Below are 14,279 nucleotides of genomic sequence, written 5' to 3' on the forward strand. Positions count from 1 at the left end.
GGAGCACCGGCAACATGGACGCGAAGGTGTCGAGGATCAGCAGCGCCGCCAGTCCCGTGATGGCAAGCACCACGAGGCTGTTGCCGATGAGTCCGGCGGCCAGGAGCATGGCCAGCACCGCCGGTCGGAGGGAGGCCCCCATCAGCGCGGCGCCGCGTTCAGGACTCCCACCAGAAGCGGAGCAAGGTCACGGCTCGCGGCAGTGCTGATGTGCAGGCCGTCACGGTAGATCCACCTGCCGTCGAGGTCCGTGGAGCACGTGCCCGCTGGGCAGAGCTCCGCTCGCAGGTCAACCGATTGCGTCTTGCTGCGGTTCAGTGCGGCCTCCTCTGCCCGGAGCGACAGCGACTGGAGGCGAGTCGCCTCCGCCAGCGGTTGTTCCTCTCCGCAGCGCCCGGGATCCCCCCACATCTGGGGGAGCAGGCAGTCCGCAGGATTCCAGTATGGGCCATCGCCGGTGCCGAAGTGAGGGATGGTCCGCACGACCACCGGATGCTGTCCCGCTGCCCTGATGCTGTCCAGCACCTCGGCCAGGCCGGACTCCCAGGCCTTGGCCTTGTCCGCCATCGAGGTCGCCGTGGCATAGGACGACGCTGACCGCAGCTCGGTCGTGCTCTGGTCGATGGCGTGGTTCGCTGCGGACACCACGACGATGCCCTTGGGTGCCGCCCTCAGCCAGCGCCGGGCGTCGGCGACATAGTCGCGACAGGCGGCCTGCACCTTGCCCTGTTGGATGAGGGTCACGGCCACCAGCGGGCAGCCGCCCATGGTGGCCACCGTGACGGGGTGTCCCGTCGCCTTGCCCGCCGCGACGAGCCCGTCCGAGTACTGGACGGCGTTGGAGTCCCCGAGAAGGTAGACCGGCGCGCCCGTGGCCTGACGGTTCCACGTGCACACCTCGAGGTTGCGGCGGGAGATCGGGGACGTGGTGTGGCACCCCTCCGCATAGCCCAGGGGCTTGGGTCGGACCTGCGCCGCCATGGCGGCGATCTCGTCGTTGCCCCAGCTCCGTGACGACCCGGCATACAGTCCGACGAACACGACAAGGGGAGCGACGACCCCTGCGGCAACCAGGCGCAGGGTCGCCCACCCGGAACGGCTCTCCCGGTGTCGGATCGGCTCCTCGACGTACGCGAAGGAGAGCCACGCGGCGCCGAGGGACACTGCCGCCGCCACGACCTTGACCCAGGAGTGGTCGGGCCAGAGGAGACCGGCGAAGACGATGAACGGCCAGTGCCAGAGGTACCAGCTGTAGGACAGGTCGCCGATCCGCTGCAGGACGCGTGAGCCGAGCAGGGTGGATACGGGGTTGGCCGCACCCCGCCCCGCGACGATCAGCAGAGCCGTGCCCGCGACCGGTGCGAGGGCGGCGTACCCGGGGAAGGGCGTGGTGCCGTGGATCAGCACGGCCGACAGCGCCAGCAGGGTCGCCCCCAGAGCGGCGGCGGCGAGCGTGAACCTGCGCCCGAGGCGGGGCGAGCGAGCCGCCCAGATCGCGACGAGCGCCCCGGCGCCGAACTCCCAGGCCCGGGTCGGTGCGAGGTAGAAGGCGGCCGTCTCCGGCTTGGCGACTCCGGGCAGGTGATGGCCGCTGCTCAGCCAGAGCGACAGCGCGAACGACAGGGCGAACGCCACTGCCATGACGACCGTCGCTCCGCGCAGCCCGCTCCGACCGATTCGGCGGGCGAGGACGAAACCTGCGAACAGCAGAGCCGGGAACACGAGGTAGAACTGCTCCTCCACGGCGAGGGACCACATGTGCAGGACGGGGATGGTGTCGGCCGCGTTGTCGAAGTAGTCGCCGGTGATGAAGTAGAGCGCGCCGTTCGCGAGCCACGTGCTCGAGCCGATCCCCGCCAGCGCGGTGTCCTGCTGGGCGCCGATCGGTGACTGGATCACCATGGAAGCCACACCCGTGCACAGGAGGAGAACGGTCAGCGCAGGCAGCAGTCGTCGCACTCGGCGGGTGTAGAACCGCGCGAACCGGATCCGCCCGTGAGCCCGCAGCTCTCGCACGAGCAGGGCAGTGATGACGAACCCGGAGATGACGAAGAAGACGTCCACGCCGACGAAGCCGCCCGGCAACGGCAGGCCCGCGTGATAGATGACCACCAGCAGCACGGCGACCGCACGAAGGCCCTGCACGTCTCCGAGCCGACTGCGGCCCGAGTCCACGGGGTGCTCGTCCTCGCGTGCTCGGGTGATGTCCGGGGAGCCGGTCATCGCACTGCGTCCAGCAGACGCTCCAGTCTGAGGCCCATGGCGGCCCGCGTCTGGTTGGCGGTGATCCACGACTTGCCGGATGCCCCCCAGCGCGCTCGCCCGTCGGTGCCCGCGTCGACCATGCGGCGGATCCCGGCTGCGATCCCGGTCGGCTGGACGGCCACGCCGGCGCCAGCACCCTCGACCAGCTCGGTCACCTCACCAGGGGTGTTGGTGAGCACGGGGAGCCCAGCAGCCATGTAGTCGAAGATCTTGTTGGGGCTCACGCCGTAGCGGAAGAGCGGGACATCGGCGAGGCAGTGCAACCCGATGTCGGCCCCCGCCAAGAGCTCGGGGACGGCGTCCTTGTTGACGGGATCCAGGAAGCGGACGTTGTCGATCCCTTCACGCACGGCGCGGTTGCGCAGTCCGTCGCGGCTGATTCCGTCGCCGACGAGGATGATCTCGACCTGGAGGTCACGGATCTCGATGGCTGCATCCAGGGCCAGGTCCAGACCGTTCGCGGGACCGTGCGCCCCGGCATACAGGACCGTCACCTTGTCGAAGGCGAGTCGCTCACGGACAAGGGCGCGGTCCTCGTCGACGTGGAAGTAGGCAGGATCCGCGGCATTGGGGATCAGCTCGATCTTGTCGGCCTTGACCCCCTTGTCGATGAGCTCCGTCACGACGCCCGGGGTGAGGACGACGATGCGGTCGGCGCGTCGGTAGAGCGCCGACTCGAGGCCCTCCAGCGACCTGTGCAGGCGGCTCTCCGGACTCAGCTGCCCCATGTCGACGAGGACCTTGGGCCACAGGTCACGGATCTCGAGCACGAAGGGGCGTCGGAAGACGCTGGACAGCAGTGCTCCGGTCGCGCCGGCAAGGAGGTGAGGACTCGAGGCGTAGACGACGTCGGGGCGACGTCGGATCATCCGGAGCCCGGCCAGCGTCGCCATGACGGAGTACGACCCCCAGTTGAGGATGCGTGAGATGCCGTTGGAGGCGTATGCCGTCACCGGCACGAAGTGGAACCCGTCCTGGTCCTCCTGGTGCCGACGAGTCGTGTAGTTCGTCCGGGCGGCGAAGATGATGTGGTCCCAGCCGTCGAGGGCGGAGAAGAGCTCGGTGTGCCGGGTGCCGCCGGCCTCACCCGCAGGGACGGCGAAGTGGTTGAGGACGAGAACTCGAGGACGGGGGGTCATGCGGCCGGCACCTTGGGCAGGTCGAGTCGGTTCTGGCCATGGGGCCCGGTGACCATGACCGTGGCCCCGTCGACGGTGAAGGACGCCTCGAGCGTGACCTCGCCCACCGTGACGCGCGGTCCATCGGTCGTCGGGCGCGGTCCGGTGCCGACCTGCCACCATGACGGACTGCCGGCCGGAGCGACACCGAGGAGCCAGGGCGCCTCCTCCCACTGACCATAGGTGCGGCTGAACCAGCCCACCATCGGGTCGTCGTCGCCGCTCACGGGACGCAGGGGGTGGGAAGCCCGCACGTCTCCGCTTGAACCGGGTGGCAGGGCGATCGTGATCCTGCTGGCCGGGCCGGACTCGCTCCAGTCCACTGCGGTGACCCCGTCGTGACTCGTGACCACGGTGCGCAGGACCCGTCCGGCGCCCACCCGGACGAAGGCGTCGTGGATGGCGGCAAGGACGAGCGGCCCCCCGTCTGCACTGGTGTGGCTTGCTGCGGTGGTTGCCGAGGTGAGCCACCGGAAGGCCCGGTGGGGTTCGAACATCTCGGCTCCGCCGGGACGTATGCCGTTGTGTGCGGTGCTCGTGCGGAAGGCGTTGCGTACGACGAGTGGCCCGTTGTAGGTCCCCGTGCCGGGATCGACGGTCACCCAGTCGTCCCCACGGCGGATGCTGAGGTGGGTCAGGTCCGCGTGCTGGTGCGAGGGTCCGGTGCCTGACTTGAACCAGACGCGCCATTCTCCGACCGTCGCTGCGGTGACCCCGCCGGACTCGCGCACGAGGGGCTGGTCCTGCTGCTGGGCCGGCTTCGATGCGGACGTGGCGACGTCGGAGGCATACCAGTAGACCTCGTCGTGCTCGTCCTTCCATCGCTCGTCCAGACCGTCGGTGAGCGCCAGGCCGAGAGCAGCCGAGCCGGCTACGGACAGGGCGTCGCCCGACGAGGCGAGGACGCGTCCCTCGTCCCAGTCGCCGTATGCCGGCAGCGGGCCCCCGAAGCAGCCCAGTGCGTCGAGGTGGCGGGACGCGCCGGCCAGGGCTGTGGTGACCGAGGGGGAGCGGTCCCCCAGGAGCACCTTGACGGCAAGCATCTCCAGCACGAAGCGGTGGTACGACAACGAGTCCTCGATCATCGAGCCGTCCGCGCGCATGTGGCGGGCCAGCTGCGCCGTGAAGTAGCGCTCGGCGGTGCGGATCGAGGGGCTGGAGGCTGCCTGTCCGGTGAAGACGCCGATCGCGAGGAGGCCGAGGCAGTCACCCAGCAGGTGGTTGTTGCGCATGCTGCTCGCGGTGTACGCGAAGTCGACGAGGATGTGGCGTCGGGCCAGGTCCACGTGCAGCCCCATCGACTCGATGACGTCGTCCGGCAGGACGGTGCTCGCGAGGGAGTGCACCTGGATCCACACGATGACCCGGAGCGCGATCTCGAGGTTGGAGTACCAGTGGACGCCCTGCTCGGGCGGGTTCACCTCGAACCACCAGCGCAGGCGCTGGGCCAGTTCTCCGGCCCAGGGGCCGTCGGGGTCGAGGTGGGCGGCACGAGCCAGGACCACGAGGTCGCGGCAGCGGCCGAGCTCCCAGGCCCACTTGACGTCGCCGGCGCGCTCATCCGTCCGGATGTCGATGTCCCACCAGGCACGGTCGGTCGGCCAGTGGCCGGGACCGTCCACGAGAGAGGCCCAGTCCTTCGCCGACCGGATCGGCACTCGGCGACCGAAGGCACGGTGGCCCTCGTCGACGATGAGCCGGGCGTCCTCGAGGCACCGGTGACGGACGGCATCCGGCGCGGGACCTGCTGGTCGGAAGGCGGGCACGGCGTGCAGGGTCAGGGGGCGTCCCCGGTGGGCGGCCGCCGTCAGCAGCGCACCGTGGGCGCCCGTGCGCTTGAGCACTTCGTAGCCGGCACGCACCGGGGCCATGGGCCCGAGTGCGACCAGGTCCCGACGGATCGTCGCGAGACGGCTCATGGGGTGTGTGCTCCTTGGAGTCGGGCGAGGACCGGTGCGAACTCGGCCTCCCAGGTGAGGGAGGTGATGGCCAGGTCACGACAGTGCTCGGCCAGCCGAGCGGCATCGCCCGAACGTGCACAGCGGACGAAGGCCTCGGCCAGCGAGGACGGGTCCACGGCGGTGAGCCACCCTACCTGCAGCGATTCGACGAACCGCGCGTTCTCGGGAAGGTTCCCCGCGATGACGGGGCGTCCACTGGCGACGACCTCGATGATCTTGTTGGACAGTGAGTCGTTGCCGGCGTCACTGGCTTCGTAGAGCGCGAGACCGACGTCGCCGGTCAGGTAGGCCGCGCTGACCTGGTCTCCGGTCAGGCGACCCGCGAGCCGCACGTGATGGCCCAGGCCGCCGTCGGTGATGCGCTGCTCGAGCGTGGCGACGTAGTCGTCCCGGCCGCCGCCGTAGATGTCGACGTCCACGACGACACCGGAGTCGGCGGCCAGGGCGACCGCATCGATGAGCATCTCGAAACCGCGTCCCTCGAAGATCGTCCCGACCGTGACGACCTTGAGGTCCACGCCCGGAGCGTGCTCCGGCGGCAGGTGCCACGGCGCTCGCCACGAGGAGGGAGGAGCATTGCGCACGACGACCACGTCAGTGAACCCGTGCTCCCTCTCGAGGATGTCGGCATGGCCCTCACTGACCACGGTGACGAGGGCGGCTCGGGGTCTGCCGAGGGACAGCAGCCACGGCTCGAGCCGGGCCACCACGCCGAAGAGAGATCCCTTCGCGCCGACGCTTGCCGGTCGCTCGTTGACGTCGAGGACCATCTGCGAGCGGTGACGAGCACGGTGCAGCAGGCCCAGGGGCAGGAGCGGGACGCCGGTGACGTGGACGACCTCGGCCGGGGTCCGGAGCGTGCGAAGGGCCATGCGTGTCAGGGCGGGCAGGTAGGCGCGGGCAAGGTTGCTGATCTGGGCGGCCCTGGACGGTGCCGACGAGACTTCGGGCACCGGCACGTGACTCACCTGCACCCCCTGCCGCACGTCGTCGCCTGCCACATCGCGTTTGCCGGTCCGGCCGACGCTCTGGGGGGCGAGGAACGTGACGGGTCCCCTGACCAGGTACTCGAGGGCGGCCTTGCGAGTGCGCGTCGCGTGGGCGAACGGTGGCATCGACAGCACCAGGGTGTGGCTGGCGCCGGGGGTGGGGGAGGAGGAGATGTCTGGCATGGGGTCAGGTGCCTACCGGATCGGGGGAGAGCGCCGCAGGTCGACGCGCGATGGTGCGCAGGGTCAGGGCGCAGGAGAGGACACAACGCAGCAGCGTGGAGGCGAGGAGCCCCAACGACGCGGCCAGCACGAGTCCTTCGCCGCGCAGGAGGACGGTCGTGAGGACCTGCACGGCCAGCCCGACGAAGGTCAGGCCGCCGAAGGTCGTGAGGAGGCGGGCGGGAGCGACGGCCCCGAGCAGGGCGCTCGGCAGGACGTAGAACAGTCGGAACGCGCCGACGGCGGCAAGGACACCCACCACGGACCAGTCGGGACGGTGGTCGAGGCCGTGTTCCATCACGAGGCGCGAGACCGGAGCCCCGATGGCGCCGAGCACGAGAGTCGTGGCACCGGCCAGCAGCATCCATCGACGCGCGATGGCGACCGTGAGGGTGTCGCGACGGGCGGCGATCATCGGCAGCGCGAGAAAGCCCAGCACTGACCCGATGGACAGGAGGGGATAGATGGAGACGAGCTTCAGCTGGCCGTAGAGCCCGACCTCGGCCGTCCCACCCCCGAGCTCGGCCACCATCACCTGGTCGAGCCAGTCCCCGGCGGCGAGGGACAGCATCGAGAGGCTGTAGCCGATGCCGAGGTGTCTGAGGTGGCGATGCTGGTCGTCAGGAATGCGTTCCCCGTCCCCGGACCGGCGGCGCAGGAGGACCAGTCCGGTCGCCCCGATCGCCACGGCTGCCAGGCCGAGCACCCAGGTGCCGAAGACGGCCGTGGCGGCCAGGCCACTGGCGACCAGCAGAAGGCCCGTGACCAGACGGTGGCCCTGCTGGATCGCGGCGCCTGCGAAGCTGCCTCCGGACGCGCGCAGCAACCCCGAGACCAGGTTGCTCGCGGCCACCCCGGCAGCTGCGACGGGGACCGACGCGGCCACGACGGGCGCGACGTCCAGGCGGGCCCACAGGTAGGCCGCGACGAGCGACCCGCTGACGAAAGCTGCCCCGATGAGCCGGAGCTGGCGGGCGTCGAGGCGTGGCAGCCGGCCCCCGGCAGCGGCGACCTCACGGGTGAGTGCCTGGTCGTAGCCGATGAGGGCCAGGGTCGACAGCAGTGGGACTGCCTGCCGGACGAGGTTGTACTGCCCGAACTCGCTGCGGGAGGCGTTCCTGGCGAACACCAGCTCACCGACGAAGAGCGCGAGGACGGAGAGCCCATAGACGAGGGCGACGCCGAGAACGCGTCGCCCTGCCCGAAGCCGAGGAGGAGCCGCCGTCATCGGGCGGGCACTCCCTTGACGGTGGCGCCGGCCGGGACGTCGTGCACGACCACGGCACCAGCGCCGATGAGGCTGCCCGCTCCGAGGGACAGCCCTTGGAGGACGACGGCCGCAGCCCCCACGTAGGTGCGTTCCGCGACCGTGACAGCGCCCGAGAGGCACGCCATCGGGTTGAGCCTGGAGTGCGCCCCCACAGTGGTGTCGTGGCCGACCGTCGCGTTCTGGTCGACGTGCACGTGCTCGCCGAGGACGACGTCGGCGCTCACGCGCGCGCCGGGGGCGACGATGACACCGGCGTGGAGCACGGCAGACGCGGCGACCGTCGCATCCGGGTGCACCAGGACGGTGAAGGTGGCCCCGCGCTCGCCGAGGGTCGCGGCCAGTGACGCGCGCGCGCCGGGGTCGCCGATGGCGATGACGCATGTGTCGCCCGGTGAAGGAGACCAGGACAGGGCCGTGCCCAGGTGGGTCGCCTCATGCCGCGCCATGAGCCTGAGGGCGTCGTCAGTCGGGTCGTCGTCGACGAAGCAGACAGCGGCGTCAGGCTGCAGCAGACGCACGATCTCGACCGTCTCGCGGGCGAACCCGCCGGCACCGACGATGACGACTCGAGAACCGCTCATGGCCCGGTCCTCGGCGAACCCATGAACTCGGGCATGGTGACGTCGCCCTCGGCGGAGATCCCGTCACGCCGCAGAACCGCAGCGACCGTGCGCGCGATGATCGCGAGGTCGCCGCGGAAGCTGTGGTTGTCGACGTACTCGACGTCGAGTCCCAGCCGTTGCTCCCAGCTCACCGTGTTGCGCCCCGCCACCTGCGCGAGGCCGGTGAGCCCCGGCCGGACCTCGTGGCGTCGCGCCTGCTCGGGGGAGTAGCGGTCCAGGTAGCGCACCAGAAGCGGTCGCGGACCGACGAGGGACATGTCGCCGCGCACGATGTTCCACAACGTCGGCAGCTCGTCGAGACTGGTCGACCGCAGGAAGGTGCCGAAGGGGGTGAGCCGGTCGGCGTCCGTGACGAGGCCCATGGCGGGATCGGGCTCGAGCATCGTGCGGAACTTGCGCATGACGAACACCCGTCCGCCGAGTCCCGGGCGCTCCTGGCTGAAGAGGACCGGTGACCCGAGCTTTCCTGCGGACCGCCACGGCCACCACGGCCTGGACCGGAAGAGAGAGGACGAAGACCGGGAGCGACACGGCGAGGTCGAGGACCCGCTTGCCGTCGGTCACCCGGTGCGCCCCTCGAGCAGCGGCACGAGGGTCGTGAGGACCCGGTCGATCTGCGCGTCGGTGAGCTCGGACCCCGACGGCAGGGTCACGCCGGTGTCGAACAGCCGTTCCGACACGCCGGTGGTGGCCGCTCGAGCGGAGGCGTAGAGCGGCTGCAGGTGCATGGGCTTCCAGAGGTGCCGGGCCTCGATGCCGGCCGCGTCGAGCGCTTCCATGACCGTGGTCGGGTCGACGGCGAGGCGCTCGGGATCGAGGGTGATGCAGGTGAGCCAGTGGTTGTCCCCAGCATCGCCGCCCTGGTCCCGACCGAGGAAGGTGACACCGTCCAGGTGGTCGAGCGCAGCGGCATACCGGTCTCGAATCGTGCGACGGCGGGTGATCATCTCGTCGAGCCGTTCGAGCTGGCCGATCCCCAGCGCTGCCAGGATGTTGGACATGCGGTAGTTGTAGCCGACCTCGGTGTGTTCGTACCAGGGCGCGGGCTGACGTGCCTGCGTGGAGAGGTAGCGGGCGCGCTCGAGCAGCTCGCCGTCGTTGCTGACCAGCATGCCCCCGCCGGACGTCGTCATGATCTTGTTGCCGTTGAACGACAGCGCCGCAGCGCGGCCGAACGAGCCGGCGGGACGCCCCGCGTGGTCGGCACCGAGCGCCTCGGCGGCGTCCTCGACGAGTGGGACGCCCAGGGCCTCGAGTTGGTCGCCGAGGCTCGTGTAGTCACAGCACCGGCCGAAGAGGTCCACGGTCATCACCGCGGCGACCGTCCGGCCTTCGACCTGCAGGGCCTGAACGGTGTCGACGAGCAGGTCGACGTCGATGTTGGCGTCGTCGCGGGAGTCGACGAAGACGGGCTCGGCCCCGGTGTAGGCGACGGCGTTGGCGGACGCGGCGAAGGTCATCGTCGGCAGCACGACCACGGTGCCGGGGGCGGCACCGGCATCGAGCAGTGCCAGGTGCAGCGCAGCCGTGCCGGAGGAGAGGGCGAGGGCTCCAGCAACGCCGCAACGGTCTGCGATCTCGCGCTCGAACCGGTCGACCATGGGCCCCAGCGGGGCGACCCAACCGGAGCGGAGGGCTTCGAGGACGTACTTCTCCTCGACGTCGGTCACGTGGGCCCGCGAGAGGAAGATGCGCTCGGTCATGTGAGTACTCTGCCCGTCGTCGACTTCTGGAGCATCCACTCTCGCGCGGATTCGGGCTGGTCGATAGCGGCGTCGGCGATCTCCTGGAGCGAGATCCTCGGCACCGCCACCTTGTTGATGAGTGAGTGGCCGGCCGAGGAGATCTCCTCACCGCGGGCGAACAGCTCCTCCGAGAAGCTTCTCGCCGGGACGCATCCCGGTGAAGACGACCTCGATGTCCAGCTTCTCCGACAGGTCGATGAGGGTGTGGGCCACGTCGAGGATCTTGACCGGTTGTCCCATGTCCAGCACCATCACGTCACCGTTTGCGCCGATCGCGGAGGCCTGCAGCACGAGCTGGCTGGCCTCGGGGATGAGCATGAAGTAGCGCTCGACCTCGGGGTGCGTCACGGTGACCGGCCCACCTCGCTCGATCTGCGCCGTGAAGGCGGTGATGACCGAACCGCGGGACCCGAGGACGTTGCCGAAGCGGACACTGACATAGGTGCCCTGGCGGTGCTCGGCGAACTCGGCGGTCAGTCGCTCGGCCAACCGCTTGCTGTAGCCCAGGACGCAGGTGGGGCTGGCGGCCTTGTCCGTGGAGATGTTGACGAACGTGGCGACATCGACGGACTCGGCCGCGGCGAGCACGTTGGCGGTGCCGAGCACGTTGGTCTGCCAGGCCTCGAGAGGGAACTGCTCGAGCAGGGTGAGGTGCTTGAGCGCCGCGGCGTGGAAGACCACCTCAGGTCGCTCGTTCTCGAAGACCCGCTGGAGGGCGGCCGGGTCCCTGATGTCGCAGAGCGCGAGCGTCCCGTCGTCGAGCAGCGCGCGACCCGTGAGGCTCATCTGGGTGGCGTGCAGGGCCGACTCGTCACGGTCGAGGAGGACGAGCTTGGCTGGGCTGAACTTGGCGATCTGACGGACGAGCTCGGAGCCGATCGAGCCGCCGGCACCCGTGACCAGAACCCGCTTGCCGGTGATCGTGTCGGAGATGGTCGCTGCGTCCATGGTGATCTGCTGACGGCCGAGGAGGTCTTCGAGGTTGAGCTGGCGCAGGTCCGCCCCGCTGGCCGGACCGAGCAGGCGCCCCACGGGCGGAAGCACGAGAAGGTCGAGTGCATGGCCTCGGGCGAGGGTGCGGATCTCGCGCAGCCGCTCGGCGGTGATCGACGGCATCGCCACGGCGAGGGTGGTCGCGCCCGTCCGCTCGACGACCTCGGACAGACGGTCGGTGCCGCCGGCGACGCGGTGCCCTTCGATGAGCATGCGGCGCTTGCGTGGATCGTCGTCGACGACCGCCACCGGCACCAGCCTGCCGTTGGCGGAGGCATCCCTGCTGAGGGCTCGCAAGAGCTGTCGCCCGCCCTCGCCGGCTCCATAGACCACGACCGGGGTGTCGTTGTCCCCGACGTCGAGACGGCCCCACCGATACGAACGGATGATGAAGCGCAGGGCGAACATGCCGACGAGGGCGATGATCGGCACGATGAAGGGCAGGCTGCGAGGGATGGTGAACCAGTCGGTGAAGAACCGGAGGGCGATGAGCGCCACGCCCACGATGAAGGCCGTCCTGGCCACCTGCGCGGTCTCCTCGAAGGAGCCCCGTCGGTGCGGGTGGTGCACCATGCCCAGGGTCACGCCGGCGACGAGCTGCAGCAGGCCGGCGGCGCTCGCGTAGCGCAGGATCTCGGGATCGGTCGCCAGGCGTGCGTCCATGTCGAACCGGATCCATGCGGCGGCCAGGACAGCCAGCGACACGATGAGCGCATCGAGCAAGGTCCAGCCGATGCGGACAGCGAGGTCGCGGCGTTCCAAGCTCGGGGACACAGTGGCTACTTGCTCCGGGATTCGTGAAGTGGTCGTTTTGTTCAATGGGGTGAGGAATCGCCATTGACGTCGCGCAACCAGACTAGTCGAGAGTGACCGGTACTGTGGAATGCAAACCGCCGACCGAGAGGTCGAAACCCAGTGTGAGGATTGTCCTTTGGACCTGATGAGCTACGTGCAGATCCTGCGACGTCGCTGGCGCACCTTGACTGCGGTCGCTCTCGTCGTCGTCGGGCTTTCGGCACTGCTGACCCTCATGGCCACTCCGCTCTACACGTCGAGCACCCAGTTCTTCGTGTCGACGGCCGGTTCGCAGGACAGCAGCCAGCTCGCCCAGGGCGGGACGTTCACGCAGCAGCGGGTCAAGTCCTACAGCGAGCTGCTCAAGGCTCCGAAACTGCTCAACCCGGTGATCGCCAAGGCTGGCATCGACGACAAGCCCGGCGCGCTGGCAGGCAAGATCACGGCGACCACCCCGCCGGACACGGTCCTCATCGACGTCACGGTGACAGACGCGAACCCCACGAAGGCACGCGACATCGCGCAGGCGATCGCCGAGACCTTCCCCACGGTGGTCTCGGAGCTCGAGCGGGTCAGTGCTGACACCGTCAGCCCGGTCAAGGTCACGTTGCTGCGGGAGCCCACCGAGTCGGAGTCTCCGGTGAGCCCACGCCCGTTGCGCAACATCGGCCTCGGCGTCGTCCTCGGGCTCCTGCTCGGCTTCGTCGCCGCCGTCCTCAAGCAGCTGCTGGACACCAAGCTGCGCACCAAGGAGGACGTCGAGGACCTCACCGAGACGGTCGTCCTGGGTGGAATCCCCTTCGACCCCGACGCCGCCAAGCATCCGCTGATCATCCAGGCGGACCCGCTCGCGGGTCGCGCGGAGGCGTTCCGGAGCCTGCGCACGAACCTCCAGTTCGTCGATGCGACGAACCACCCGCGTGTCATCGTCATCACCTCGTCCATCGCGGGCGAGGGCAAGTCCAGCACGACCGCCAACCTCGCTCTGGCGATGGCCGAGTCGGGAGCCAGCGTGTGCGTCGTCGAGGGAGACCTGCGTCGGCCCCGACTGCTCACCTACCTCGGGCTCGAGGGCTCGGTCGGGCTCACCGACGTCCTCATCGGGCGGTACGACCTGGACGACGTCCTGCAGCCTTTCGGTGCGCACTCCCTCACTGTGCTCGGGGCGGGGGCGGCACCGCCCAACCCCAGCGAGCTGCTCGGCTCGACCTCGATGCGCACGGTCCTCGACGACCTCCGCAACCGCTTCGACTATGTGCTCATCGACGGTGCACCGGTCCTGCCGGTCACCGACTCCACGGTCCTGACCCGACTGGCCGACGGCGCCATCGTCGTGGCCGGCAGCGGAATCGTCAGCAGGGACCAGTTCGGCCACGCTCTCGAGACCTTCGAGACGGTCAACGGCACCGTCCTCGGGATCGTCATCAACCGCATCCCGCGTCAGGCGCGGGGCGCCTACGACTACCGCTACGAGTACCGTCCGGACTCGGCGCCGCAGCCCCAGCCGCGCGGCTCCCGGCGGGCTCGTCGCAAGGTCACGGACGACACGACGCGCCCACGCAAGGACCTCGTCGGTAGCTGAGCGGGAGTGCTCGGGCGGTCAGCCGCGCAGGGCCTTGACCACGGCCGGCAGTGACGTCGCGATCTCGGCGACCATCTGGTCGAACACGTGCATCGGCTGTCGGTAGGGGTCCACGACCCCGGAGTCCTTCGGCAGCCGCGGGTTGACCACGCCGCGCTTCGAGATGGCCGCAGCCGCGACCCTCGCCACATGGTTGTCGCCCTGCGCCGCGTCGATCTCGGCGGGAGTCACGGCGGCGAGCAGGTCGCCGAGGTCGTGCAGGGCGAAGCCATAGCGAAGGGCGCGAGGGTGCAGCGGGACCACCTGCGAAAGGTGCTCGCGCGTCGCCGTGATGATGAGGTCGGCCTCGGCCACGATCTCGCGGGCGACCTGCCGGGCGGCGAAGTCCACGGCGCTGGCCCCGGTGGCTCCGAGGCGTCGGGCGGACTGCGGGTCGATCGGGGCGCCGACGAGGGCCCCCGTGCCGGCGCTGGAGACGGTGATCGCCGTCCCGGCGAGCTCCTGGGCGAGGACACGTTCGATGTAGGGCGAGCGGCAGACGTTGCCGGTGCATACCACAAGGACGTGGCCAGTGGGGGCTTGGGCAACGACATCCGGGGCCATGTGCTCACCCTATGCGGGACTGGTCCGTCCGGGCTAACCAGCCTGGCTTAGTC

General features: G+C 69.9%; 11 protein-coding genes. 1 reads left to right on the forward strand and 10 read right to left on the reverse strand.

The annotated features are described in order from the left end of the window. Nucleotides 1-141: 141 nt before the first annotated feature. The 9 genes from ACZZ98_RS13160 to ACZZ98_RS13200 all read right to left on the reverse strand — a co-directional run bounded on the left by ACZZ98_RS13160 (nucleotide 142) and on the right by ACZZ98_RS13200 (nucleotide 12,020). Nucleotides 142-2,223, reverse strand: a complete 2,082-nt coding sequence (locus tag ACZZ98_RS13160; RefSeq protein ID WP_463516663.1) for an acyltransferase family protein — start codon at nucleotides 2,221-2,223, stop codon at nucleotides 142-144. Further along, nucleotides 2,220-3,404 (reverse strand): glycosyltransferase family 4 protein, encoded by a 1,185-nt coding sequence (locus tag ACZZ98_RS13165; protein ID WP_463516664.1) that lies wholly within the window; start codon nucleotides 3,402-3,404, stop codon nucleotides 2,220-2,222. The genes ACZZ98_RS13160 and ACZZ98_RS13165 overlap by 4 nt, the downstream gene beginning before the upstream one ends. Further along, a complete protein-coding gene (locus tag ACZZ98_RS13170; protein ID WP_463516665.1) occupies nucleotides 3,401-5,362 on the reverse strand; it encodes a heparinase II/III domain-containing protein in 1,962 nt (653 codons plus the stop codon). The genes ACZZ98_RS13165 and ACZZ98_RS13170 overlap by 4 nt, the downstream gene beginning before the upstream one ends. After that, on the reverse strand, nucleotides 5,359-6,576 hold the full coding sequence (locus tag ACZZ98_RS13175) for a glycosyltransferase (RefSeq protein WP_463516666.1): 1,218 nt from the start codon (nucleotides 6,574-6,576) through the stop codon (nucleotides 5,359-5,361). Before ACZZ98_RS13175 ends, ACZZ98_RS13170 begins: the two co-directional genes overlap by 4 nt. Before the next feature lie 4 nt (nucleotides 6,577-6,580). After that, nucleotides 6,581-7,843: an oligosaccharide flippase family protein gene (locus ACZZ98_RS13180; protein WP_463516667.1), complete on the reverse strand. Its 1,263-nt coding sequence runs from the start codon at nucleotides 7,841-7,843 to the stop codon at nucleotides 6,581-6,583. After that, nucleotides 7,840-8,466, reverse strand: coding sequence for an acetyltransferase (locus tag ACZZ98_RS13185; RefSeq protein ID WP_463516668.1), 627 nt, complete (start codon nucleotides 8,464-8,466; stop codon nucleotides 7,840-7,842). The genes ACZZ98_RS13180 and ACZZ98_RS13185 overlap by 4 nt, the downstream gene beginning before the upstream one ends. Further along, the gene (locus tag ACZZ98_RS13190; protein ID WP_463516669.1) at nucleotides 8,463-8,909 is read right to left on the reverse strand and encodes a sugar transferase; all 447 of its coding nucleotides are present in this window, start codon (nucleotides 8,907-8,909) and stop codon (nucleotides 8,463-8,465) included. The genes ACZZ98_RS13185 and ACZZ98_RS13190 overlap by 4 nt, the downstream gene beginning before the upstream one ends. Before the next feature lie 159 nt (nucleotides 8,910-9,068). Then, entirely contained in the window at nucleotides 9,069-10,211 is a 1,143-nt protein-coding gene (locus tag ACZZ98_RS13195) for an aminotransferase class I/II-fold pyridoxal phosphate-dependent enzyme (RefSeq protein WP_463516670.1), read from the reverse strand. A gap of 147 nt (nucleotides 10,212-10,358) precedes the next feature. Next, entirely contained in the window at nucleotides 10,359-12,020 is a 1,662-nt protein-coding gene (locus tag ACZZ98_RS13200; RefSeq protein WP_463516671.1) for a polysaccharide biosynthesis protein, read from the reverse strand. A gap of 166 nt (nucleotides 12,021-12,186) precedes the next feature. On the opposite strand from ACZZ98_RS13200, the gene ACZZ98_RS13205 reads away from it, so the two are divergent. Continuing rightward, the gene (locus tag ACZZ98_RS13205) at nucleotides 12,187-13,623 is read left to right on the forward strand and encodes a tyrosine-protein kinase domain-containing protein (RefSeq protein ID WP_463517781.1); all 1,437 of its coding nucleotides are present in this window, start codon (nucleotides 12,187-12,189) and stop codon (nucleotides 13,621-13,623) included. 18 nt (nucleotides 13,624-13,641) lie between these two features. Here ACZZ98_RS13205 and ACZZ98_RS13210 read toward each other — a convergent pair whose 3' ends face one another. Next, nucleotides 13,642-14,226: an arsenate reductase/protein-tyrosine-phosphatase family protein gene (locus ACZZ98_RS13210; RefSeq protein ID WP_463516672.1), complete on the reverse strand. Its 585-nt coding sequence runs from the start codon at nucleotides 14,224-14,226 to the stop codon at nucleotides 13,642-13,644. Nucleotides 14,227-14,279: the final 53 nt, after the last annotated feature.

It is taken from the genome of Knoellia sp. AC549, assembly GCF_979258975.1.